The following is a 22,310-nucleotide window of genomic DNA, read 5'->3' as shown; positions in this document are numbered from 1 at the left end:
TGAATTGCATTCAAGCCAATGTGGTAATATACTTACCTCTTTTTCTTCTTTTAAAGCTTTAATTTTAATTCCATTCCCTCATATTTATGTTTTTATTGCTTAATCCAAACTTATCGAACTTATATCGTATGAATCTTGAATATTTGTCCTCGTGTGTAGATAGAACAATCTGTTGGTCTGCAAAATTGTATTTTAATAATTCAACCAGAGAATGTGCATTGATTTCATCTAGAGTCTGAAGTGGATCATCAATGAAAATCATTCCTAGCTGAGACTTATTAAATACTTTATTTAAAACCAACATCAGAGATATTACCGTCGCAGAAAGTTGCCCAGAACTTAATGTAAATGCTACTTCCTGATCTTTGTAACAAGGTGTTATGTACAACTGTTTCTCTTTTTTTTCCATTTCAAAATCTATATTTAAACCTGAGCCTAAGCTATGATTCTGCAAAATTTTACCTGTGTAGATATGAAATGGGATCTTTATCTTTTCAACAATACTATTTGTGTATCTATTAATCTGATTATTCATATTCTGTGACAATTGTTCAAGTTTGGATAGTGCGTTGCCTAACTTTGCAATTTTATTTTGTCTCAAAGTAATATTATGGCTTATAGCATTATAAAAAAGCCATTGTACATATTTTCGTTTTTCAACTAATAACTCTGAAGAAACCTTTTTCAATTCATCAATACTATCATTAAAATAGTATTTGAAATCATCTCTTATTGTAGACTGATCCAATGGAATATCAATAGCAGGTCTATTATGATTTAAAAGTTCCAAAAGACTTTCTTTCACTGCATCAATATTTTCAATATTCCTGTGATTAATTAAGTGTAATATCTGTTCTTTTACCGGACTATTAAATAAGTTTAAAAAAGTATCAAATTCAGTGACTCTTCCAGCATAATCCAAAAGCTGAGCAAAAATTTGAGATTCGACAAGGTTATTTTTTTCTTCATTTAATGATATCATTTCTGTTTCCAGAAACTCATCTATAGCCTTTAATACCGTTTCACTAAAACTTTTTTTTGTCTGCTCAAAAGTTACATTATTCTCCAAATAACCAGCGAAAATTTTTGATTCAGTTTCTTCTATATGTTTTATCAATTCTGTCGAAGTTTCCCAATCGTAACCGCAGGTAGGACATTCACTATCTTTGATTGGAATGGCTTCTCTATACTGATTATTTATGTTTACAAGCTGTTCACGTTTAGCTCTTAAATCTGACAAAATCCGGTTGTCCGTTGTAAGATGTTCCTCCATGGATAAAATAGATCTTAACGTAGTTGTAAAAGCCGTAAAGAGTTCACTTATTCCAGATTTTTGTGAAAGAAATTCTATTTCAGCAACCTCACCTAGTTCCCTAAATTCTAGTCTATTAATAAAACCCTGAATTACTAAATTTCTCTCTACCGTACGGTCTATAGCAATTCTTCTATCATTCTCCTCCTTTAATTTAGCCAAGTTTGTTATACTCCAATAATATCGTACAAAAAAATCATGAGCATTTGTATTGATGAATATATTAATTCTATGGTTCAATAAAATTTTACTTACTTCCTTTCTATTAAGAATCAAGTAGTCTAATTTATCTAATTCTCCCAGGTACAGCTGATGAACGTCTGGATTAGTATTTTTTATTTCTTCTCGATCCCATTCGAAATCCTTATCTTCTAATAACCTAAAATATGTCATGTTTGATATAGTACCAGATACTGTTGAAAGATTATTACTTTCTAATATGCTTACCTCATCAGTATAGGTTTTGATCTTCTTCTTTATCTGTTCTTTTGTATCATTGACTTTACTAAGTTGTAAGCGCTCCTCTTCTCCACCTAATAAAGACTCCAATGTTGTATATCTATTTTTGGGATCTTTCTTCAAAAAATATGTATTTTCGTCTTGCTCTACATAATTGAGTAAATTAAATAATGATTCAACATTCTCGAATTGTAAAAGTCTTTCGACTTCCTCTATGGTAGTTTCATCTTTATTATCATTAACATATAATTTCGACAATGTAAAAACCTTACCAAAATTATTATCAGCCGAAGAACTAGTACTTGCTGCAGGGAAAACACGTTTTATTTTTATAGTATTACCAGTATTATTCTTTAGAACTGCTGATATTATGATTTCTTGTCCGTTGTACTTATGGATTGGGCTATCTTTAAATTTATATCTTTTATCAACAAAAGAAGTTTTTGATTTTCTAGGATTTCCTGCAAATAAAATTTCTATTGCTTCAAAACAAGTGGTCTTTCCATAACCGTTAGGGCCATCATATACTACCAAATGTCTCCCATCAAAATTAAAATCCGACTCAGTAATACACTTGAAATTTTTTATATAAAGGCTAGATATTTTAAATTTGTTCATCAGAGTCAATTTTAAATTGTGATATAAAAGTTTCAACATCCATATTGACTTCATAATTATCATTGATAATTTTGAGTAAACTTTTCTCGTAATCAGATAAGCCATCTGCAAACAATTGTGATACAGTAGTGAGTCCAAAACTTCCACTTTTGTAATTCAGGAATGGTAATTTTATAAAAAGATTCATTATAAGCTGATACCAACTCTCTTCCTTATTATTAATAAAACCACTATTCTTAAGAGCCAAATCATTTATTTTCTCAGGTAGTTTTTCATCAGCCGTACCATCAATTTCAGAGGCCAATATTTCATAATCAGAACCGAGATATGGTAAAATATATTTCTTTGCAATCTTGTAATCCTCTTCAATCTTATGAATATTTTTCAAAACCCCTTCATCATCAAGAGTTACTAACTCAACTACAACAATACTTGACAAATTAAAATCAATAATATTCCCGAAAGCCTTTATTTGATCATAGCTTTTGATAGTATCTAAATAGGCATTAATAGCATAATCCAGAATTTTAATATCATCCTGAACTCCTATTTGTTGTAGTATATTATCATACGTTGAACAAATTAAAATGTAGAAATCATCTCTATCTTCAAAATATAATAAAGTGGGATTCAATTTATCATCAAAAAGTTTTAAAGTTTGTAATCCACTGGCTTCTGCGATCTGTTCAATTAATTTTTTCATGAGTTTAAGTCAATAATTGTTTCAGACAATTTTTTTAATGCATAGTTCTTTGTAGGATTTGTAATATCAATTGTCTCATCTAAAAAAGTTTCAGGAACATCCGTTATATTTCTTCTAAGATCAGTAACTTTTCCTTTATCATAAGAAATTTGTTCTGTAATAATATAATCTACATCACTAAGGTTATTTTCATGGATATTTTTGAAATAGCCTTGAAGCAGAATTTTATCAAAACTGGTTGGAGGGTTACTTATATTTGAGCTTATAAGTGATAATTGATATTTTTCCTTCTTATAATCGAAAGCGAGATCTTTATAAATTGGAGGTAAATCAATTCCTTCAATGGCTTTAAGTATTATACTATGAATAAACACTGCATCCATATATAAAGCTAAATCCTCTCGTATATCACGATCACTGATAGCTTTATGAGCATTGACACGTTCCTTGATTAGTTTCTTTACCCCTTCAAACCCCAAATTATCTAAGCTTTCACAACAATCAGATAACTTGGCATTTAATATTGCTTCATTATGATCATTTAAATCATATACAGCCATTGGCTCCGCAAGCTTTTTTAAAAAGGATTTTACAATAGTTAGCCAGAAAATATCGCTATTTAATGCAATATCCGACTTATCTATCCAAGTTTTAATTTCTCTTAGTGAAACAGATCTTATTCTTTTTGTTCGATGCCGCTCTTTAATCAGATTAACAATATTATTCAGGCAAAAATTTCTTTTAAGTACAATATCCCCAATAGGAGTCTTAGCTGGTAGTAACTTGGCTATTTCCTCATCAATCTTATCTGAAATATTTTTTAATTTATAGACCCCTTGTATTACACAAAATTTTTCAAATTCGATATTTTGATAACGCTGATTAAAAGATTGCAGATTTGTTTCATAATCGATGATCACTTTGTCGGTGATCAAAGAGCAATGAATTGGTCGCTTTCTTTTATTCAACCCATAAAACTCAATTTTTCGTCTTCCATCTTTTTGATCTTTTTTTACAGTTTTAGAATAGTGATATTTGTCTATTAGTTCCTCGATAATCCCCTTGTATTTGCTTAACTTATCAGCATCTTTGCTAAGGTATGCCTTAACCTGAAAAACTTCTAATGCATCTGTTTTGATGGAAAAGTCTTCATCTTGTTCAAGTCTTAAACAGTAATGTGCAGGAATATCATCTCCGCAAGTATTGATGATTTCAATTGCCTTACATAGGGCTACTTCTCCCTGAAAAATATATCCTGACCAACTTGGTGTAGCATCTGTACTCATGTAACTATCTAATAGAATTTTTATTACTTTAATTATGACTCCATGGTTACTGCAATCTACATTTTTAAACAATTGAAATCCAAATTTCTTCTCATTGTTACAAATTTGCTTCACCAAAGCGACAAAACAAGTCGCATTAAATTATTTGTATTTCCGGTTTATCAAGCCAGAATTCCATCTTACCAAATCTACAAACAATGTTCACTATAGCTATTACGGAAATCCGTAATTAATACATATAAAGCATTAAAGACACCTGCAATAGTAGTATACTTCGAAAAGTCTGCAACCAACAGATGAATATAATATTTTGGTTTACATTTATGTACGTTTCTTTTTAGTCCTTAAATCTGACGAGTTAATTGAAAATTTCATTATCATAAGCAACCGGAACTTTTTCTTTTTTAATTTACTGTTCAAGCCCAACCTAAAATACCTTCTCATCATTACTGTAATAAGCATCAAGATCATTGGACATAGAATATAAGCGTGAAAAGTCTCTACTGTAGGATTTAATTTATCTCCAAGTATTTTGCTATCATAATCTGCAACCAAGTAAAAGGTTAATCCATGATTCTTCACATCAGTATTTACCTTAATGATTTTAAAACTATTTCTTTGCGGGCTGATGAATGTAGCTAAGGAGAGTAAGTCGAACTTGTTTTTTAACAGAACTATTGCTTTCATAAAAATGTATTTTAAAATTATGTTGCAAATGTTCTATTGTTTATAGGGACTTATCAGGTCGGGGGGATAAAACCTGATAAAGAGGAAAAATACTACATATATGGATAATCGCAGATATATTTAAGTGCTTTCTTCTTGTAAATGTCTGAAGTATATGATGCATCTATTTTAGACCTAATTTCCACATTTATTTTCTCCGCAATTATACGATAGGATTTTTCCAGACTTAGAGATAGAATATTTGATTCAAGCAAAGCCTCTGCAACTCCACGTAATGCACTTTTTTTTCTTACAGAAATTATTGATTTCCCATTATTTGTTAGACTTAGATCTTCCAACATCTGTAGTATATATTTCTGTTTAGCAGGTAAAATTGTTTTTTCAAAAGTCACAACACTCTCAGTTTTATTATGTGGTAGCTTAGTAGTATTAACTTTTTCCAAGTCCGACTTATATCTTTTTAAAAAGCCGAGACAATCGTTTACAAAATTTAAAAACATATAATTGTTTACATTCTCTCTAATATCTTTCATTTTTTTTAATTCAAACCATTCTAATCCGTCGGTATCGAGATCAGAAAATGGTCTACGCATTTGTTTAACAAAATCATTATCCTTTTCGGAAGACCTGATAGCATTAATAAAATTTTGTCCATATTCCAGTTCCCAATCTTCAATCAGTTCTTTGTCATATTCTTTGTAGAAAGTCCAATCCGTAAACTCAGCAATTAATTTTGATAAATAAATATTTTTGTCAAATACATCCTGTAATTTTAAAAGATTACTAGAAACTTCCCAATCTAGCTCCTTTTTGAGATTTTGCCAGTTGAAATAATTGTCCGCTGGTATTTTACTTTTATGAAGTTTAACAGGCAGCGTTGACAAAGCTCGATATAGAACATCAGTTGAGATATTTAAAGATTTTGGCATAAAACTATCACCATACATTTCCTTTATATATGCCACTTCAATATTATCACTTTTCGTTTCAGTATTTTTACCATTATTTGAAACAATATCTGATAAGCCTTGAATTTTATTCTGAGTAAAAGCTGCAGCTTCACTCACGAACCTTCCTAGGTGATAGTTATAAAAAGTATGTTGCAAGTCGTTTAGATACTCGTAATAATAAGGTGGCATACTATTGTCAAAGATTATAACGTTAGATCTGATTGCGTTTATTAATTCATTATCAATGTTATCAGAGGTGAGAACATCCATTATGTTTAAATCGTACTCAATTAGCAAGCCTAAATAAAGTTGTTTTTGTACATAATTTCTATTTGTAAATTTTTGTAATGATAGGCTAACTTTCTCTAAATAATCTTGTTTATTCTCCGATCTCAGCAAACTTAAGTTATCTAGTATCTCTATCTTCAGTTCTTGCAATGAGTTTTCCCATTCATAATAAGATTTCAATGGTGGTTCCTTTGTAGGGTTCTCATTCTCAATTAATTTTAGAAATTTGGATAATTGTATATTTGCTATATTATTACCTCCGTTAGAATTTAATTGTGAAGAATTTGAATAAAACGTTCTGTATAATGACATAAATGATTCTTTCAAAAATTCAAAATTGCGGGTATAATGTTTCCAAAAATGGTTTGAATATCTTCTTTGCCATGTTTCATTTTCTTTATAGGGCATAGGATTGGGATACCAATAAGCATCATGAAACTTCAATTTGAAAGCTCTATGTCTTTTAGGAGGAGTAAATGTTTCAAACTGTTTAGCAGATAATGCTAAATATTTATTGATTTCAAATTGATTTAATGGTCGAATTTTCCTCATTATAAACTCTTCCATTCTCTTTGCTAAATCTGTTGCAATGAATCTTCCAAAATATCCCGGATCAAAACGATTTTCACTCCCGAAGTTTTCTATTTTCATTACATATCTCACTCCTTCCCACACCATCCAATCTTCTAATTCTTCGACAATGTATACTCTGTCGTCATTTTGGTTCGACTCTCGAACGGGAATTTCAGTATTAGTAATGTAGAAAGCCTGTTCCTTAGCAAACTTCATTTTGTTTGATAAAATATCTTTGACCTGCTCATTCCACTCCGGATCTTTTATTTCAGTTATACCATATTTATGGAATAAGTCTGCTTTGTTGAATTTTTCAAGCTGTTTAGAAATAGCTACAGACTTCTCTTTAGGTGAAAGCCTGTCTAAAGAATCGAGATATTTTTTAAGATAAGCAGTTCTTACCTTTTTGATATTATTAACAAAAGTAGTTGCATATCTTTTCCATTGTGATATATTTTCAATACCATAGGTAGCTTTAACATTATTATACTGGGGATTCTTTGGATCTGCAAGATATTCATCCAAAGAGAATGTGTTACTTTCATCATCAAATTGCCATACGTCATAGACATCAATAATTATTTGGGCTTGTAAATAATCCTTGCCTGCATCTTTTAAAGGTAACTTAGCAACCAACTGCATAAGCTGATCCACATATTTAGAAAGTTGTTCGTCTGAAAGTCTCGCCATATACCACAGTATTTAGAAAGTTAATTTACAAATTTATATTCTGCTACAAAAAAAAGTAAGTTCTTTAATATCGTAATTAACATGGATATTTCTCTATTGTCAAAAGTAAGCTCATAGCAAATCTTTTAAAAATTCAATCAATCTTAGATAAAGAAAATTTCAGACATCTTAGGAATCACTATTAATAATAACGAAAAATAAATGCCAATAATCTTAAATATATTATCAAATAAAGGATATTAAAATTATAAGAAAATATAACTTGACAGAAATCAAACCAAAACAAACCATTAAAAAACGACTGAAAATCAAGAACATATACACAAAACACTTTCAAGATCCCTTAAAAACTGGTTCGATGTTCCCACCAGCAAGTTCACACACAACAAAAAATCGTTACTTTTTAAGTAGCGATTTTTTTTTATTATTACCCATGATAGGATTAATTCCTGCTATACTATACAATTCTGTAAATTTTTTCGAATCAAACCCAAAATCTACACTTTTTATTAAACCAACAGGTCTTTTTTTAATCGCAAAGAAAGATGATTCAAATGTTTTATTTTAGGGAGCAAAGAAGAGCGACTTTGTCGCTGAAGAAGCTTCATGGATATACATTCGCTTAGAAAGAATCAATTTTATTGATTCATCCTTTGCTCCCTTGAAAATATGAGATAAGGGATCAAATCTTTGCGTGAAAAACACACCATCAGCACATTCCTTATCTGTATCAATAACCTTCAACTTTTTCAATCTTATTCTGAATGGGTATCAGCCATTTTCTTTTCTCTCTTTCTTTGAAGAATAAGGTGTGCGGCATCCAGCATTTTCACCGTATGAATGTAGGGCATCACGATATTTCTTTCCGGGAGATTTTCATAGACGCCCATTGAAAAATAGACGATTCCGGACATAAAATAATCAAATTCTTTGAGGGTGTATTCCCTGAATGCTTTTTTGAAAACCAGCAGTGGGTTTCGGTATTCCTTCTCCGAAAGCAGGCCAAGAACCCACGGGGAAATCTTTTCAGTCTTGGTATCGACCGTCCATTTCCTTTCCTTCAGCATGATGAGATAGCCTGCCCGGAAGAACCACCGCATCGACTGGTAAAACTCAAAGATCTCCGCCGAATCTTCATTGATCCAGCTATTTCTCTTTACGGCATAATTCATAATGTTGCTGAGCCTTTCTTTGGAAACATCCAGCTCATTGAACTGAAAGAAAGTTTCCATCTGCTGTAGCCCGGAGCGTTTCTTCCCTGCCCGAAACCGGGGATTGAAATCTGTTTTTATTTTTTTCATTGGTTTGTATTTTTAGAATGCATGAAACCACCAGCCTACCGATGTACGCTGAGTTGTATGGTAAATGATGAATAGAAATAAAATCTGTGTTCCCGTGAAAGCCCTGAAGCCGCAATGGATTGTACACTCCACTGTACCCTATCATGATACTTTATGTAGTGAAGCAGCTTAGAAAAAGATGATTGTAGAAAAGCAGAACAGCATGAAATAAAAACGGCATGAGACTCTACAATATCTAAACTGAGGCACTGGTATACCTGGAAACAGATAAGAGAGCCCACGCCTAGGTCGTGAGCTTACTTACTTATCCTCTCGTTTCCGTAAATTACCAGTTTTCAGTTTGAGATTCTAAGCAATAGCTTCTATTATTCTTTGAAGTATCGCAAAACTACTTTATTGTAGCTTATTGGACAAATATAAAACAATTTTCAAAATATGTACTATAGTACATAATATTTTTTGATGTTTTTTATTCACTTTGGCTTATGAATGAATCATTAGACGAAATAGAAAGGTTTGTTATCAAGCGTATAAAAGAAATACGTGAAACAAAAGGAATTACTCAAGAAGAACTCTCTCTTTCTATTGGTAAGAATATTGGATTTATTTCACAGATAGAAGCTCCTTCGAAAAAAGCTAAATATAATTTGATTCACCTAAACTTAATTGCAATAGCATTAGGTTGTTCTATTAAAGATTTCTTCCCTGAAGAACCAATTAAGGAGAAGAATTATGATATTAAAGAAATTAAAACAAAAAAATTCTAACGATATTTTGGATTTAAGTCAAATTTATTCTCGAAATAGCAAACTTCTAAACCAAGATTAAACTAGATCTTAAGATTGGTGTCAAAGATTAGCTAATAAATCAGTAAAACATTTTGTGATGAACTTTTTAATTATAGCTGAAAACGACGAATCTCAATGGGATGACAAAACCGGTGAATACTATCATTTTCCTTCTAAGTATCAAAAACTATTGACTCAAGGATCAAAGGTCATATATTACAAAGGAAAAAGAAAGAATAAAAATTTTACTAGGCTATCAGATGATCCACATTATTTTGGTATTGCAACGATTGGAATAATTGAAAAAGATTTATCTGAAAATTCAAAAAATTCATTTTATGCAACTGTGGAAAATTATCAGCCATTTATTTATGCTGTGAATTTCAAAGATACAAATGGTAATTACTTAGAAAACGTATTAGCCAAAAACCATTTTAGAAATGGAGTAAGGCAAATAAATGAAGAAACCTATCTTAAAATCTTATCAAACGCCAGTCTGTTACAAAACAAGAGCATTGAAGATGAAAATAATAGTGAAAGTTTTTCAAGTTTTGGAACTGAAGGAAAAAAGAAAGTTAGGTACACAACAATATATGAACGAGATCCAAAACTACGTCGAAGAGCAATAGAAATTCATGGTATAACTTGCAAATGTTGTGGTTTCAATTTTGAAAAATCGTATGGTGAACTCGGAAAAGACTTTATACATGTCCATCATGTAAAGCCGATTTCAGAATCAGGTGAAACTATTGTTAATCCAGAAACCGACCTGGTTGTTTTATGCCCTAACTGCCATTATATGATTCATAGAAAACGTAATCATACTCCTTCTGTTGAAGAATTAAAAAGCACCTTATTACATACTTTCAATTATTAAAATAATAATTATACAGATTAAATTAAATAGATTATATTTTTACAACAACCTTATAAAAACAAGCATTATGCTTACTTCTGCGTTCTGAGATCTCACTAATTAGGAGCAATTTTAAAGGAAATTATCTTATTTACCAGCATCGCCAACTCCTCCGTATTCATCTGCTGGGTCATTCTCCCACGAACGCTATAGACGTGTTTTAAAAAAGTGCCACCGTTTTTTCAATAATCGCTTTAAAATCATCAATATATTTCTGTTCAAATTTGCTATTCATGGAGTTGAAGAGAATGACTTTCTTGCCTGTAAAGTTGTTGTTACGGGCAAACACAAAAATTTGAGGAGCCGGGCTGTACAGCCAGATTGGAGAACCGATGTAGATTGTGTCGTACTTCGATAGATCAATTTTACCGGGAGTAATCTCAGAGGCTGTATTTCTTGCATCCTGTAATGCTTCAATCCAACCGGTGAATCCGATACGATCTCTGTCTGATTGGATAGGTATTACTGCTGCATGCTTCATTTCAGCAATCTTTCGGGCCATTCTGAACGTGAAAAGAAGACAACCAGATTCTTATGGTGATCTTCATTTTGGCTCAGCGACTTAATGATATTTTTATTTCGATGATATTGGTAGCTGTCGATGCTCACAATGGTTATTGAAAATATAAAAAAACCTGTGATGATGATTCCTAAAGCGATCCAAAACATTTTTTTAAGATTTTGTTTTTTCATCCATTACTATGCTTTATTACTGAAAAAAGACCTGTAAAATATCACAGGCCTTTTATACCAATAGCAAAACGTTATCATTCAAAATGACTTTATGTACTCCTACTATTTCATGTTAATTAAAATTAAGAACTAACTCAATAGGATTCAAAATAAAATAACCAATATATTCACTATCAACAATGTGCAGCCAAAATACATTTAAGGTCTTTTAAAAATTGGTTCGATGCTCCCGTCAGCGAGACCTAAGGAGGTTTTGCAACAGCCACTTTGAGGGTGACCTCTTTTTTGTTGATAATTTACTTCTTAAGAAGGTTATTACAAGACAAGAACTGTAACACAATAATACTTCCGATAAGCGAAAGAAAATTAATGACACTCTTCATAATTCATAATGTCCATTAGCATATTAAAGAATTTTTTCCTGTCTGTCAAACCATTTATAGGAGCATAGTTTTTTGTTTCTAACGCTTTAGGATAATTAATAGCTGCCGTGACTCTTTCAACAAAATCATCATTAAAATACTTTTGCACATTTTGGCTATTAAGGTACCAGACAGCGGCTTTTGCCGCGTACTCTATAGAAGATGCAATCTTACGAACAAACTGTTTCAGCTCTGCTTCCGTAGCGTCTTTTTTATATAAAAATTTGTATAGTGCTGTATAGTTTGTTTGTTTTGTAAGCATTACTAATCCTCTTCCTCGATAGAAATCTTCACCGGATTTTTCTGCGCTTGAATCTGATTCATAACTACTACTGAATCGCTGTGTTTCATGATAAAATTGACATAATATATGTATTTTATTAATGCATTTTATAGCCTTTGTTTCTCTAAAAATATAATTCAACCACTTCACTAGTTCGTTATAATTTCGTTCTCTTTCAGCTATATTTTCAGTTACATTTAAATAAAATAGTCGATCTCCGATCGGTTTTTCTTTTTTATCATCTAAGGAATCGAATATGGAAAGCTCTTTTTTGATTATATTACCCTTGGAATCTTTCATAGGCTCTCCCATTGCATAATTTTTTGTGTTAGATTTATCTCTCATAGTCTGTACTAACCCTGTTCCTTCTTTTTTTCTCAATTGGGACACTATATATTTTAAGTCATTTGCATCCCATTCTTGATTTTTACAAAAACATTTACTGGGGGGAGCTGACTTTTCATTTTCCGTCCCTGTTAGTGAAAAGGGGCCTGTTGTACTACTTATCCCATCACAAGTGACTATTACTTCAAATTTTAAATCCTGTTCTATCAATAATATTTGAGGAATGCTTATCGTAATAGTTCTACTTCCATTATTGTTTATTGCAGCTGTGTAAACTTTATAAGGTTTTTTGAAATAATTATTTTGTAATGAATATAATTGAAATGTTGCATTTCTTGAATTTAAATTGCTGCCAGTTACTTTAAACTCCAATGTTACCGTTTTTATTCCACCCTGAATATTTATAGTGTTTAATTCTGCTGACACATATTCAATAAGTAAATATTTTGATTGATCTCTATTTGCATCGCCTTGCCATTCAAAAGAAGGATCGAAAACGCTGTTTTCACCCAAAGGACTGTTAATCGCCATAGCTTTATAGTTTAATAAAATTAAAAAATGGCAAGGGAGTTTTATAATCTCCCTTGCTTAAAAAATTATAAGGTTTACAATCCAGAAGGATTGCAAGGTAACCCGCTTTCCTCAATACCCTCTGCATCTTTTTGTAAGATGGTAAGAGAAGTAGGGATCCGGATTTGCCACGGCTCGCCTTCGGCAATGCCAACAGGATCTTCCAGTTCGTCAATTAATGATACATAATATGGATCGTCAATACTTGGTGCATCACCGCCATCCCAGATGGTACCATCTGCAACATAGCGTAATGCAGCTTTCTCAAAACCTTCTCTCACAGGTACAATTACACGAGCGTAACCTGCCTGTAAAAATTGCGTGAAAATAGGATCGGCATCCTCTAAACGGTAAATAGTCTTCCATTCACTCTTACGACTCCAAAAGTAAGGATAGAAATTGTAGCTCATCAAACCAAAATCAAAACAGTTTTCAATAAACTGTACCAATTTTCCATCAGCTATAGCCTGGCAACAATGGATGTCCGGGTAGTCTACACCATCACCCGGATAATCAGCTTTCATGGCCTCACTAGGTTTAAATTTACATTGGCTCAATAGTCTTACCGAATGCTTCCGCAATTCTGTTTGTTCTATGGATCTGTTTAAGATAGGATTTTTGCTTAACAAGCCTTCATTCATCTGGGTTTTGGCTTCTGCAAGAGCGATATTGAATTCCGATAATTGTCTTTCATAAGCTGATTTGATCGCTGCAAAAGTTTTAAGCTTCCATGCCTCTAGGTGAGCGGCTGTCCTGATACATTTTAAGGTGACGGTAATTGTGAAGCTTTCTACCCGCCCTGTCACAGTAAAAGGAATTTTCCCTTGCTCACCGTTCATTGCCAGAGGACCGCTGTGCCCCCAATTATTAGTCCATAAGCCAGCTTTACCACAACACCAATATACCCATCCCGTCGTCGGTACGGATGAATACCCCATAACAATGTGGGCATCGGCAGTATGTGCCGCATATCCTTGCGGTACTTCTAATTCGTCAGTAGCAATGTTTCCTAATTTACCACCATCATTCGGAAAATTCATTGCACCTTTTGCAAGGCCTATAATGATCTCCGATGCTGGCGGGGCTTCCACTTCTGCATTATATAAACCCGACCAAAGCATATAATTAGATTCGGTGATATCCGCCGCAGATTTCATAGGAGTAATACCGGCAAACACCCTTCTGATAGCCGTAATGTCATTAATCGGGTCTAACGGCTTTTTTATGCTAATGGCATCAGCAATTTTTCCGCCAGCCATCGCAAAACGGTGAAATGCCGCCGGGTCAGGGATCATCATTTCAAACATTAGTCTTTTACCATAATTCACTACCTGCGCTTCATAAATTTTATCTACCCAACGGTAAATCCCGACCACATGTGAAGTACCTCCTGAATTGTCGAAAAGATGCTTATTGGTTTCTTCAAATTCATCAATCACCTTCCGGGTTTGCTCCGTATGGTTCCGCTCAATAACCATCTGACGGGCTTTTTCTGTCACGTCTTTGGCGTAAGAGGTCGCTTGCTGAGTAGACTCTGTGCTGCTTGTGGCCGAAGAGTATCCTGCGGATGCATTAATACTTACCCCATAGCCAGCGCCCCCGAAGTTAGAGCTGATCGTAACGCCCACATCAAAGGACCGTTGCTGATTCACTACTTTTGCGGTTGCTTTTTCCATCTGGAAGCGGTCGGTCGTAATGGTATCCCTCTCTTCCTGTGATTCCCGTTCGTAAATATCAGTTGTAGTTTCTTCCACCCTGTTCAATCTTCTTGTAGCCCTTTCTTTAGCCTCTGCTTTCAATATATTCTCAATGTGTGCAATTTCACCGGGAACATTGCAGATAAGCTTCTGCTCTACTCTACGTAAATCCGCTATACCTAAAGGCTTCACTTTACAACCTTTATCATCTGTAAATACCGTACTGCCCGGATTGGTTCTGGTATCATCAGAAATGGCAGAATCAGCTCTGGTAATACCTTCTATAAGATGTCCACCAGGTAAAACAGTTCCATTTCCCATTGGAGCAACGCTGGTTTCTCTCGAAGAAAGGACGATGTCTGCCTTAGATGGAGCAATCAATACATTCCCATTAGTCACATAAACCGTCTGAGTAAGATTAAGCTTCTGACTGATTATTAAACCTAAATCTCTTCTGTCATTTTCTAATAGGTTTAAAGCATAGCTAATTGAATCTTGGTCTTTAACAATTTTTCTTTCTGCTAAAATACCCTGAGTTGCTTTGGAAAGCTTATTGAAGATTTTGTCTGTTAAAACGCCTGTGTTTTTAATTTCAGCATCCAGTGGCGGCGTATCAGGGAAAATAGGATTACCTTCATTATCAAAAGTAACAGATTCTTTATGCAGATATTTATAGCGCATATTTTCAAAATCCTGTTCTTCTGCTTTTTTCAATTCAGTTAATGCTGTGTTGATTTTTTCAATGTTATCTGCGGCATCTTTAGCGGCATCAAAATCCATAGTGAGTTGCTCAATCTCATTGTAACTATCTTTTTCCTCTCCATTTTCATGATCATCAGCCTCCGGCCTTGGTAAAGGAAAAATTGTTTTTGGCATCAATATATCTGTTTGCAATCGCCATTTTTTATCTAACAACACTACTCCAGCCTTTAAATCACGTAGTATATCTACTATTCTAAGGATGTCAGATGCATATTGTATTGTCTCATTCCTGGCTCCAATAATATTGTATACGATAAGGTTTTCCCAGGCCTGCTGTATTATTGAGGGGTTAATATTACTTTTAAGGTACTGACTGAGCAATTCCTGTATGTCGGTCTGAAAATTGGTATTGTTCTTATTCACAATCTCCCTGACCTTACCTGCAATATCAAAAATTTCGCTCCAGCGCTTAGTAGAATCAACAAAAGTATCTGTGTCTACAAAGATCTGTATTCTGTCTTTTATTTCCTTCAATTTTTCATTAGCCGAAGAATTTGTTTTCGCAAGAATGGCGCTCAATTTTAAAATAAGTTCACTCTTTTCCATAACATTTTCAGAAAGCCGGACAAATCTGTTTTCTAATTGTTCTGTGGTAACAGGTTTAGGATTTCTTACGGTATAAAAACGTAGTAATTCACTTTTAATCGGTGTATTTTCCATAATTCTAAATTTTCTTTGTTAGTGATTAGATGATTTAATTATTATATTTGAAGTAAAACTAGCACGGAGGTACGACAAAAGGTGACGTTTTATAAATCAATTTATTTTTTATTGATGCTATTCGTCTACTCATAATTTACGAACAGGCATTGCCTAGAAATTTACCTTCAACTCTGCTCGCACTTTTTCTTATCAACCATCTACGACCTTGCTGTTTGTGACATCATCTATAATGGAAAGGAAAAGCCCTAATGAAGAATAATTCATAGAAAGACAATGTTTGCAAAACCTATAGTTTAGAAAATTGTACAGGAATATCTGATGTATTTTTTCCGGCATATATACATCCATAATGCAATTATTAAACATCGCTAAATTTAGATAAGTTGCAATGCTAATAAAGTAGCAACAACTAATAACTGCACCTGCTGATTAAGCATGTGCAACATTTTTTCAGACCATACAAAACAGTGAACAAAGTCTAGGAATTATGGGCAGCCAAAGTGTAATATGGGAAAAACAAATGTTCTTCAAACAGTTTAGAAATCAATCATAAAATGGTTCAAAAATTGTCCTGATAAGACTTAAAGAGACACTATTCGATAGTAGCCTCCTTTTTATACTATTGAGACGTTTAGAGTTCAACTTTTGAAGCTCGAATTCTTTTACTCTTTCAAAAGAAGTCTCCCGACTTCGGAGCCAGTTTAAAGGAAATTATCTTATTTATCAGCTCAAAGTCAGGAGACTTTGCGCAGCAGGGAATATCATGAATAGATACCGGACTTGGGTCTATACTTTGAAAAACACCGTTCACAGAACAAACCACATGAATTTTGTAGCCATAAAAAAGACAGTTGCTGTGATGCGCAAAAACCTCTGTTTGGATAACAATACTGTTTATCTTTACCTATTTTATTCCGACACTTAAGAATAATTCCTATTTTTACAATTAATTTTTAACCCAAAATGGTCAATCTATTTTAAAAATGAAAATAAAAAAAAATATTATTTAGCATATTAACCGCTCTTGTTTTAATGATATCAATATTCCTTTATATGAATAAGGATAAATTTGTCTATGTAGGTTCAGTAGATATTATTGAAGTCGATTGCAGCAAAAAACGTCAAATCTTGAGCGAAGTTTTGGAAAGTGACCAAAGGATTAGAAAATCAAATGAACTCATCAAATACGCTAAAGAAGACCATAGGAATCAAGAATTAGTGATTAGCATTATTGAAAAGTGTGGCATGCCAACATTAAAGGAGGTGGATCAAAAACAAATGGATGCAATCTGGTTGGGACTGCAACATAGTACTAAAGAAATCAGAAAAAAGTATTTTCCACAAATAGAGAAAGCGGTAAAAAATGGAGACTTATCTAAACAACAATACGCATTGATGAAAGATAGGATTTTAATGGATGAAGGAAACCCCCAAATATATGGTTCACAAATAGAAAATGGTAAATTGTATAAATTAGAAAATCCTGAAACTGTGAACGAAAGAAGAAAAGAAATGGGAATGGAACCAATAGAGGATTATTTAAAGAATTTCAATATTCAGTTCAATCCGAATTAACAACACAACATATAATCACGTAGACGACTCCGTTCATAATTAAATGGAGAGTGTCTTTTACATCAATTTTATTAAAAAAACATCAACCTAGAGCAGTATAATACAAAAAATCATTAAGTCTAAAGGAGGCTTCAACTCCGAACAGGCACTAATAAAATTGATATATCTGATCATAAAGGATATCGCAAAAAAATGGACGATGCCAATGCATAACCGGGGCTTGACCATAATACTATTTATAAAACACCCACTAGTTTTCCTCAAAAGGATTTGTGCGGTAGCAGCGCCTATCTTTTAATATAACATCATAACGATCAAGCTTTTCGGCAAAAGGCAACTATGCATATTTTAAAGAAACTTATACTCGTATTTTGTATGAACATTACCAGACAGAATTTCTTCTATTACATCAAGTTCATGATAATCATCTGTATAATAATCTGTTTTTTGGGTAGCTGCTATTACTTTAGCTCGTTTGTTTATTTCTGCAAAAACTCTTTTTAGCTCTTTTTCGTGTGCCATTTCAAAAATATTTTCCTTTACATAAAAAATGACTGCTTCTATATTTTTGTTATCAAACGATCGAAAATCCACCGATAAATAATAACCAAGTTCTTGGCCATCTTCATCATATCCCCAAAACCTATTGTATTCATAGCTACCACCTGTAGGGTTTTTCTTAAATTCCTCCAAAGTTTTTAAAGCATCTTCTATAGTTTCTGCCTCTACTCTTTTTGAATCATCAAAGTCACTATCCGGGTTGGTATCTTCAAAATAAAAACGGCTATAACCGTAAGCAATGGTGAAATCATTTTCTATCATGATTTTATCTACTATACTTACAATATCTTTAGTAAGTGTTTTTTCTATGACAAGAACTGTGTCGGTTGTATAATTTCCCAAAGTATTTAAATTAAATTATTAAAATCTTCAGTCTATGAAACAAATGGTGCGTTTTTAAGCTTTGTTGGTTTTACCTCTATCAAACAGGATTCGCAAGGCAACAAGGGGAAACTTTGAATAAATTCCCACTTTTACAGGAGCTTAATCAGGTTTAATTTATATCATAATCAAACACCAACATTTTGTCAGAATCATTGGGGTCCAGTTCTGATAATAACACCTGATGATCATTGAGTTTCTCCAATCCCCAATATCTGCTGTTTTCTGCAGCCGGCCTTGTTTTTATAATATTACCATCATTATCTAAAACATAGAGCATATGCTGATAACATAGTATAATCCTGTCTCCTACCAGACAGCCTTTTACGTTACTGTAAACTCCTGTATTATATTTATCTATTGTATTATTATAAAAGTTAAAACGATCTATGGATTCCGGGGCTTCAAACAGGATAATCATTTTCTCCTCAGCAGAAAGATAAATCCCTATTTCACTCTTTGTTTCATAATTATGATGATGACACAATATCATTTCGTTATCATTTGTAGTATATAAAGTATTACTATAAGCAAGATTACTAGAAACTGATCTAAAAGTGGGGATATTTTTTAAAACTAAAATAGATGAATAACCGGCAAGTTTAAAGCTATTTAAGTCTAATACATAAAATCCGTTTCCATCTCTGGTTGTTATAATTACTTCTTCGGAGTTAAGACTTTTAAAAAGATAAGTTTTAGGAACTTTTCGATCTTCATATCGGTCTTCAAACACCATCTTATGTATCGTTAAATCACTTTCTATACAATACAAATCGGCATTTTGTAAATCGGTTATGAAAATACGCCCATCTTTTTGTCTAACATCATAATGATTAAGGTCTTTTTTAAAAGTACAGTTTACCGTTTGTATAGCTGAAGCTTCGTCTAAGCTCCATTTAGTGACAGCATTACTCGTTATAGTCACCGGAGTATTATTGAAAACACCTAATAATCCTTTAGTTGTATGTATCATTAATTTATTTCTTAGTGTAAAATTTAATTTTCTGCCACCTTGCGCAAGTTTGATTGAAATAGAGTACTAACCCACAAAAAACTTTTGGATTGAGTGACATCCATTTAAATTTCTTTTAATTTCAATATTATATTTTGACCTTTAAAATCTAATTGTTCTTTATCAAAAAAGCCATTATAAGAAAAAGATCTATTTTTTGTTTCCATGTCACTTTTAGTTAATGGCAGATTTTCATTCTCAAATTCAATGGTATCAAAATAAATATCATTAATAAAAATATCCCATTTTGATTTACCATGAATAAAATTATTAATATTTTCAGACTCACCAGTAAAAAATGTTTTACCAAAAGACATATTAAATTTTCTTTATTAAACTTGTATGTAAACTGAGTAACTGCCGATAGAGCATACATTATTTTTTTTGCTTTCATTTTTAATATTCACATTATGTATTCAAATGGTTTTATTAAAATCTAATTTTCTTCTTTATCTATTATTTTCATGATCTCTTCTGCCTTCACCTCATCTATAAACTCACCAGGACTTGGGTCCGGGTAATAGCTGTTTATTTGAGGAAATTCATGCCATTGTTTATTGTAATAGGTTTCTCCTGTTTCTCCTGCTTGATCATATATTACCCTTCTGTGCAATTCTTTGAATCCGGTTTCATCATGAACATAAATGAAATCAATTATTTTGATTATTTCTTTTTCTTTATTCATTTTATTATTAATTATTTTAAAATATTAGAATATAGAAACAGTTGCTTCATTAAATATTTTTTGATTGATGATAGTTTATAATCTTATCCATCACTATAATAAAATCTTTTATGCGATTCTTTGGAATAAATAATTTTTGTATAATTCTATTATTTGGTGAGTGCTGAAGAAATAGAGTATCTTTTTCTCCTGCAAATTTCCAATCATCAAATATTAATTGAGTTTCTTTATTTTGCAATACTTCATTCAACAAAAACTGAACACTAATGGCTTGTTCATAATTTATCCGAAGTTCAAACATAGAGTAAAATTCATTTATCCAATACTCTGATTGATTTTCTTTATATATTATTAAAAAATTTAAATCAGAAAAAACTATGTCATTTAATCCATCTTGGATTTCTATAGTTTTTGCTAATTTGAAAGCTGCATATGCTAACTCATCACGTAGTTCCCAATTATCAAAACATTCTCTATGAAAAAAAGCTTTATTATATTTTTCTAAATGAGGAAATTCATCGCCATTGATGTAAGGGGTAAAAAGTGCCAGTTCTCTTTTTTCTATTGGCTTATTGCAGATTTCACATTTTGTTTTATTTTCAAAAAAGAAATATGACATATTTTTATTATTTTTTAGTAGTTTTATTAGGTCCAATCTTCTATATGTTGATTCTGAGTTCTATCATTTCCAGTTAAAGACTCATCTCTTTCTATTACAAAATCCAACCCCTCCATTTTGCGACCGTCTTCTTGCCAAATTTAGTAAATCACCCTGGTCTAATTCTTTTTCTCTCTCTGCATTTACAATTCATTGTTTTGTTTTTTTCGTTTGCTATAATATATTTTTGAGTTCTTTCTTCAATATCTTTAGAATCTTTTTGATAAAATGATTGAAAATAAAAACTGCACGAAAGGATTCGTGCGGTAGAAAGGGTATTAATTTCTTCTATAGTATTGTTTTAAAGTGTTACTTGAAATTTTTCAATCCACTCGTTTAAAAGCCTATTTTTTCTAACTACTTTTCCAAATTAAATTTTATTGCTTCTTTTATTAATTCATTTAAGTCATTCCATTGATTACATTTTTTTAGATAGAATGGTTCCATCCAGTCATAATCTTTTATTACACAAACGTTAAAATATCCTTCAATATCAAATGAAGGATTCCATCCAACATCTAATAAATTGCCATTTACCAATTCAACTTGCAGCAAATCTTCCTTTAAATTATCAATATTATTTTCAATGTCTAGTGATATATCTATTGTACTTAGGTCATCAAATACTATTTTACCTTTATTTCCAATGATTTCTTTTATGTCAAATGATTTCATTATAAATTTATTTAGTCAATTTTAAATATTCTGCTTCAGGTATCGGATGTCCATAAATTCTTCCTGCACTCAATTCTACTCTCAAAACATCCTGCCAACCTACAACAGCAAAACTTATGAAATATGATCCTTCAGAACTGTGAGACTTGTAATTAAAAAGACTCCGCAAATATATACGGAGTCTTTGATATTAATACTTTATTTACCAAGTTATATTGTCTGTATCAGATAACTTTTGTATCAAGATTTGTTATTTTAAATCATCATAACTCAAAGAATAGGAAACAAATTTATCTCCATATTCATAAAGAATAAAAAATGTAACTATGTTATTTTGAAAAAAAACCATACATGACATATTTAAATATAAATAATTCTTTTCTCCTTCTGAATGTATAAACTCATTATTTTCATATTTAAAATTCCCATACATAGCTGAAGAATATTCTAACCTAGGAGGCAACATTTTATTTTGTTGCAATTTAATAAAAGTATCTTGAGAAATGACATTATATTTACATCTAGATAATTCTGCATAAGGAAACTCTTCTTCTGCAAAAAACATAAGTTCATCGTCTATAAGCTCTACGATCAATGCATTAACTGTTTCTAAAGAATGATCTCCCGACAAATATTTATTAACTAATTCTTTTATTTCATCATAATAAGATCCTGATCTAGGATTATATAAATCTATTTGTATTATACCTATTGCCATATTATTATTTTTATTGTTAAAATTGTTAAGCCCAATATA

Annotated in this window: 20 protein-coding genes and 1 pseudogene; 3 read left to right on the top strand and 18 right to left on the bottom strand. The window is 32.0% G+C overall.

The window, feature by feature from the left end; all coding sequences use genetic code 11:
* Positions 1–64: 64 nt before the first annotated feature.
* The 6 genes from AC106K_RS13450 to AC106K_RS13425 all read right to left on the bottom strand — a co-directional run bounded on the left by AC106K_RS13450 (position 65) and on the right by AC106K_RS13425 (position 8,867).
* The gene (locus AC106K_RS13450; protein WP_482446050.1) at positions 65–2,389 is read right to left on the bottom strand and encodes an ATP-binding protein; all 2,325 of its coding nucleotides are present in this window, start codon (positions 2,387–2,389) and stop codon (positions 65–67) included.
* The gene (locus tag AC106K_RS13445; protein WP_482446049.1) at positions 2,376–3,092 is read right to left on the bottom strand and encodes a hypothetical protein; all 717 of its coding nucleotides are present in this window, start codon (positions 3,090–3,092) and stop codon (positions 2,376–2,378) included. Before AC106K_RS13445 ends, AC106K_RS13450 begins: the two co-directional genes overlap by 14 nt.
* Entirely contained in the window at positions 3,089–4,378 is a 1,290-nt protein-coding gene (locus AC106K_RS13440) for a hypothetical protein (RefSeq protein ID WP_482446047.1), read from the bottom strand. The genes AC106K_RS13445 and AC106K_RS13440 overlap by 4 nt, the downstream gene beginning before the upstream one ends.
* 321 nt (positions 4,379–4,699) lie before the next feature.
* Positions 4,700–5,065: a hypothetical protein gene (locus AC106K_RS13435; RefSeq protein ID WP_482446045.1), complete on the bottom strand. Its 366-nt coding sequence runs from the start codon at positions 5,063–5,065 to the stop codon at positions 4,700–4,702.
* Positions 5,066–5,157: 92 nt separating this feature from the next.
* Positions 5,158–7,566 (bottom strand): hypothetical protein, encoded by a 2,409-nt coding sequence (locus tag AC106K_RS13430; RefSeq protein ID WP_482446043.1) that lies wholly within the window; start codon positions 7,564–7,566, stop codon positions 5,158–5,160.
* A gap of 755 nt (positions 7,567–8,321) precedes the next feature.
* Positions 8,322–8,867, bottom strand: a complete 546-nt coding sequence (locus tag AC106K_RS13425; protein WP_482446041.1) for a hypothetical protein — start codon at positions 8,865–8,867, stop codon at positions 8,322–8,324.
* Between the two features lie 485 nt (positions 8,868–9,352).
* Here AC106K_RS13425 and AC106K_RS13420 point away from each other — a divergent pair, with 485 nt between their 5' ends.
* Both AC106K_RS13420 and AC106K_RS13415 read left to right on the top strand, forming a co-directional pair.
* Positions 9,353–9,634 (top strand): helix-turn-helix domain-containing protein, encoded by a 282-nt coding sequence (locus AC106K_RS13420; RefSeq protein ID WP_482446039.1) that lies wholly within the window; start codon positions 9,353–9,355, stop codon positions 9,632–9,634.
* A gap of 118 nt (positions 9,635–9,752) precedes the next feature.
* Positions 9,753–10,532, top strand: a complete 780-nt coding sequence (locus AC106K_RS13415; RefSeq protein ID WP_482446037.1) for an HNH endonuclease — start codon at positions 9,753–9,755, stop codon at positions 10,530–10,532.
* 199 nt (positions 10,533–10,731) lie between these two features.
* Here the strand turns inward: AC106K_RS13415 and AC106K_RS13410 are convergent, their stop codons facing one another.
* The 5 genes and pseudogenes from AC106K_RS13410 to AC106K_RS13390 all read right to left on the bottom strand — a co-directional run.
* Positions 10,732–11,052: a flavodoxin family protein gene (locus AC106K_RS13410; RefSeq protein WP_482446036.1), complete on the bottom strand. Its 321-nt coding sequence runs from the start codon at positions 11,050–11,052 to the stop codon at positions 10,732–10,734.
* The gene (locus AC106K_RS13405) at positions 11,049–11,264 is read right to left on the bottom strand and encodes a hypothetical protein (protein ID WP_482446034.1); all 216 of its coding nucleotides are present in this window, start codon (positions 11,262–11,264) and stop codon (positions 11,049–11,051) included. Before AC106K_RS13405 ends, AC106K_RS13410 begins: the two co-directional genes overlap by 4 nt.
* A gap of 366 nt (positions 11,265–11,630) precedes the next feature.
* A complete protein-coding gene (locus AC106K_RS13400; protein WP_482446032.1) occupies positions 11,631–12,845 on the bottom strand; it encodes a hypothetical protein in 1,215 nt (404 codons plus the stop codon).
* A gap of 74 nt (positions 12,846–12,919) precedes the next feature.
* Positions 12,920–16,003, bottom strand: coding sequence for a hypothetical protein (locus AC106K_RS13395; RefSeq protein ID WP_482446030.1), 3,084 nt, complete (start codon positions 16,001–16,003; stop codon positions 12,920–12,922).
* Positions 16,004–16,763: 760 nt separating this feature from the next.
* Positions 16,764–16,923 (bottom strand): annotated as a pseudogene (locus tag AC106K_RS13390) (IS982 family transposase); the annotation flags it as partial.
* A 136-nt stretch (positions 16,924–17,059) separates the two neighbouring features.
* Here AC106K_RS13390 and AC106K_RS13385 point away from each other — a divergent pair.
* Entirely contained in the window at positions 17,060–17,581 is a 522-nt protein-coding gene (locus AC106K_RS13385; protein ID WP_482446028.1) for a DUF6624 domain-containing protein, read from the top strand.
* 348 nt (positions 17,582–17,929) lie between these two features.
* Here AC106K_RS13385 and AC106K_RS13380 read toward each other — a convergent pair whose 3' ends face one another.
* The 7 genes from AC106K_RS13380 to AC106K_RS13350 form a co-directional block, all read right to left on the bottom strand.
* Entirely contained in the window at positions 17,930–18,484 is a 555-nt protein-coding gene (locus AC106K_RS13380) for a hypothetical protein (protein WP_482446026.1), read from the bottom strand.
* Positions 18,485–18,635: 151 nt separating this feature from the next.
* The gene (locus AC106K_RS13375; RefSeq protein WP_482446025.1) at positions 18,636–19,496 is read right to left on the bottom strand and encodes a hypothetical protein; all 861 of its coding nucleotides are present in this window, start codon (positions 19,494–19,496) and stop codon (positions 18,636–18,638) included.
* A 104-nt stretch (positions 19,497–19,600) separates the two neighbouring features.
* Complete coding sequence (locus AC106K_RS13370) at positions 19,601–19,852, bottom strand: hypothetical protein (RefSeq protein ID WP_482446023.1); 252 nt, start codon at positions 19,850–19,852, stop codon at positions 19,601–19,603.
* A 119-nt stretch (positions 19,853–19,971) separates the two neighbouring features.
* On the bottom strand, positions 19,972–20,220 hold the full coding sequence (locus tag AC106K_RS13365) for a hypothetical protein (protein ID WP_482446021.1): 249 nt from the start codon (positions 20,218–20,220) through the stop codon (positions 19,972–19,974).
* A gap of 49 nt (positions 20,221–20,269) precedes the next feature.
* Positions 20,270–20,839, bottom strand: coding sequence for a hypothetical protein (locus AC106K_RS13360; RefSeq protein WP_482446019.1), 570 nt, complete (start codon positions 20,837–20,839; stop codon positions 20,270–20,272).
* Positions 20,840–21,235: 396 nt separating this feature from the next.
* Complete coding sequence (locus tag AC106K_RS13355; RefSeq protein WP_482446017.1) at positions 21,236–21,553, bottom strand: hypothetical protein; 318 nt, start codon at positions 21,551–21,553, stop codon at positions 21,236–21,238.
* Positions 21,554–21,803: 250 nt separating this feature from the next.
* Positions 21,804–22,271, bottom strand: coding sequence for a hypothetical protein (locus AC106K_RS13350; protein WP_482446015.1), 468 nt, complete (start codon positions 22,269–22,271; stop codon positions 21,804–21,806).
* Between the last annotated feature and the right edge of the window lie 39 nt (positions 22,272–22,310).

This window comes from Chryseobacterium sp. FR048, assembly GCF_056844665.1.
The sequence above is the reverse complement of the archived record's forward strand: the minus strand, read 5'-3'. Positions and strand labels throughout refer to the sequence as shown.

Coding starts and splice junctions, on each gene's coding strand:
- AC106K_RS13450 (WP_482446050.1), bottom strand. CDS start 2,389: ATGAACAAATTTAAAATATCTAGCCTTTATATAAAAAATTTCAAGTGT.
- AC106K_RS13445 (WP_482446049.1), bottom strand. CDS start 3,092: ATGAAAAAATTAATTGAACAGATCGCAGAAGCCAGTGGATTACAAACT.
- AC106K_RS13440 (WP_482446047.1), bottom strand. CDS start 4,378: ATGAGTACAGATGCTACACCAAGTTGGTCAGGATATATTTTTCAGGGA.
- AC106K_RS13435 (WP_482446045.1), bottom strand. CDS start 5,065: ATGAAAGCAATAGTTCTGTTAAAAAACAAGTTCGACTTACTCTCCTTA.
- AC106K_RS13430 (WP_482446043.1), bottom strand. CDS start 7,566: ATGGCGAGACTTTCAGACGAACAACTTTCTAAATATGTGGATCAGCTT.
- AC106K_RS13425 (WP_482446041.1), bottom strand. CDS start 8,867: ATGAAAAAAATAAAAACAGATTTCAATCCCCGGTTTCGGGCAGGGAAG.
- AC106K_RS13420 (WP_482446039.1), top strand. CDS start 9,353: ATGAATGAATCATTAGACGAAATAGAAAGGTTTGTTATCAAGCGTATA.
- AC106K_RS13415 (WP_482446037.1), top strand. CDS start 9,753: ATGAACTTTTTAATTATAGCTGAAAACGACGAATCTCAATGGGATGAC.
- AC106K_RS13410 (WP_482446036.1), bottom strand. CDS start 11,052: ATGAAGCATGCAGCAGTAATACCTATCCAATCAGACAGAGATCGTATC.
- AC106K_RS13405 (WP_482446034.1), bottom strand. CDS start 11,264: ATGAAAAAACAAAATCTTAAAAAAATGTTTTGGATCGCTTTAGGAATC.
- AC106K_RS13400 (WP_482446032.1), bottom strand. CDS start 12,845: ATGGCGATTAACAGTCCTTTGGGTGAAAACAGCGTTTTCGATCCTTCT.
- AC106K_RS13395 (WP_482446030.1), bottom strand. CDS start 16,003: ATGGAAAATACACCGATTAAAAGTGAATTACTACGTTTTTATACCGTA.
- AC106K_RS13385 (WP_482446028.1), top strand. CDS start 17,060: ATGAATAAGGATAAATTTGTCTATGTAGGTTCAGTAGATATTATTGAA.
- AC106K_RS13375 (WP_482446025.1), bottom strand. CDS start 19,496: ATGATACATACAACTAAAGGATTATTAGGTGTTTTCAATAATACTCCG.
- AC106K_RS13370 (WP_482446023.1), bottom strand. CDS start 19,852: ATGTCTTTTGGTAAAACATTTTTTACTGGTGAGTCTGAAAATATTAAT.
- AC106K_RS13365 (WP_482446021.1), bottom strand. CDS start 20,220: ATGAATAAAGAAAAAGAAATAATCAAAATAATTGATTTCATTTATGTT.
- AC106K_RS13360 (WP_482446019.1), bottom strand. CDS start 20,839: ATGTCATATTTCTTTTTTGAAAATAAAACAAAATGTGAAATCTGCAAT.
- AC106K_RS13355 (WP_482446017.1), bottom strand. CDS start 21,553: ATGAAATCATTTGACATAAAAGAAATCATTGGAAATAAAGGTAAAATA.
- AC106K_RS13350 (WP_482446015.1), bottom strand. CDS start 22,271: ATGGCAATAGGTATAATACAAATAGATTTATATAATCCTAGATCAGGA.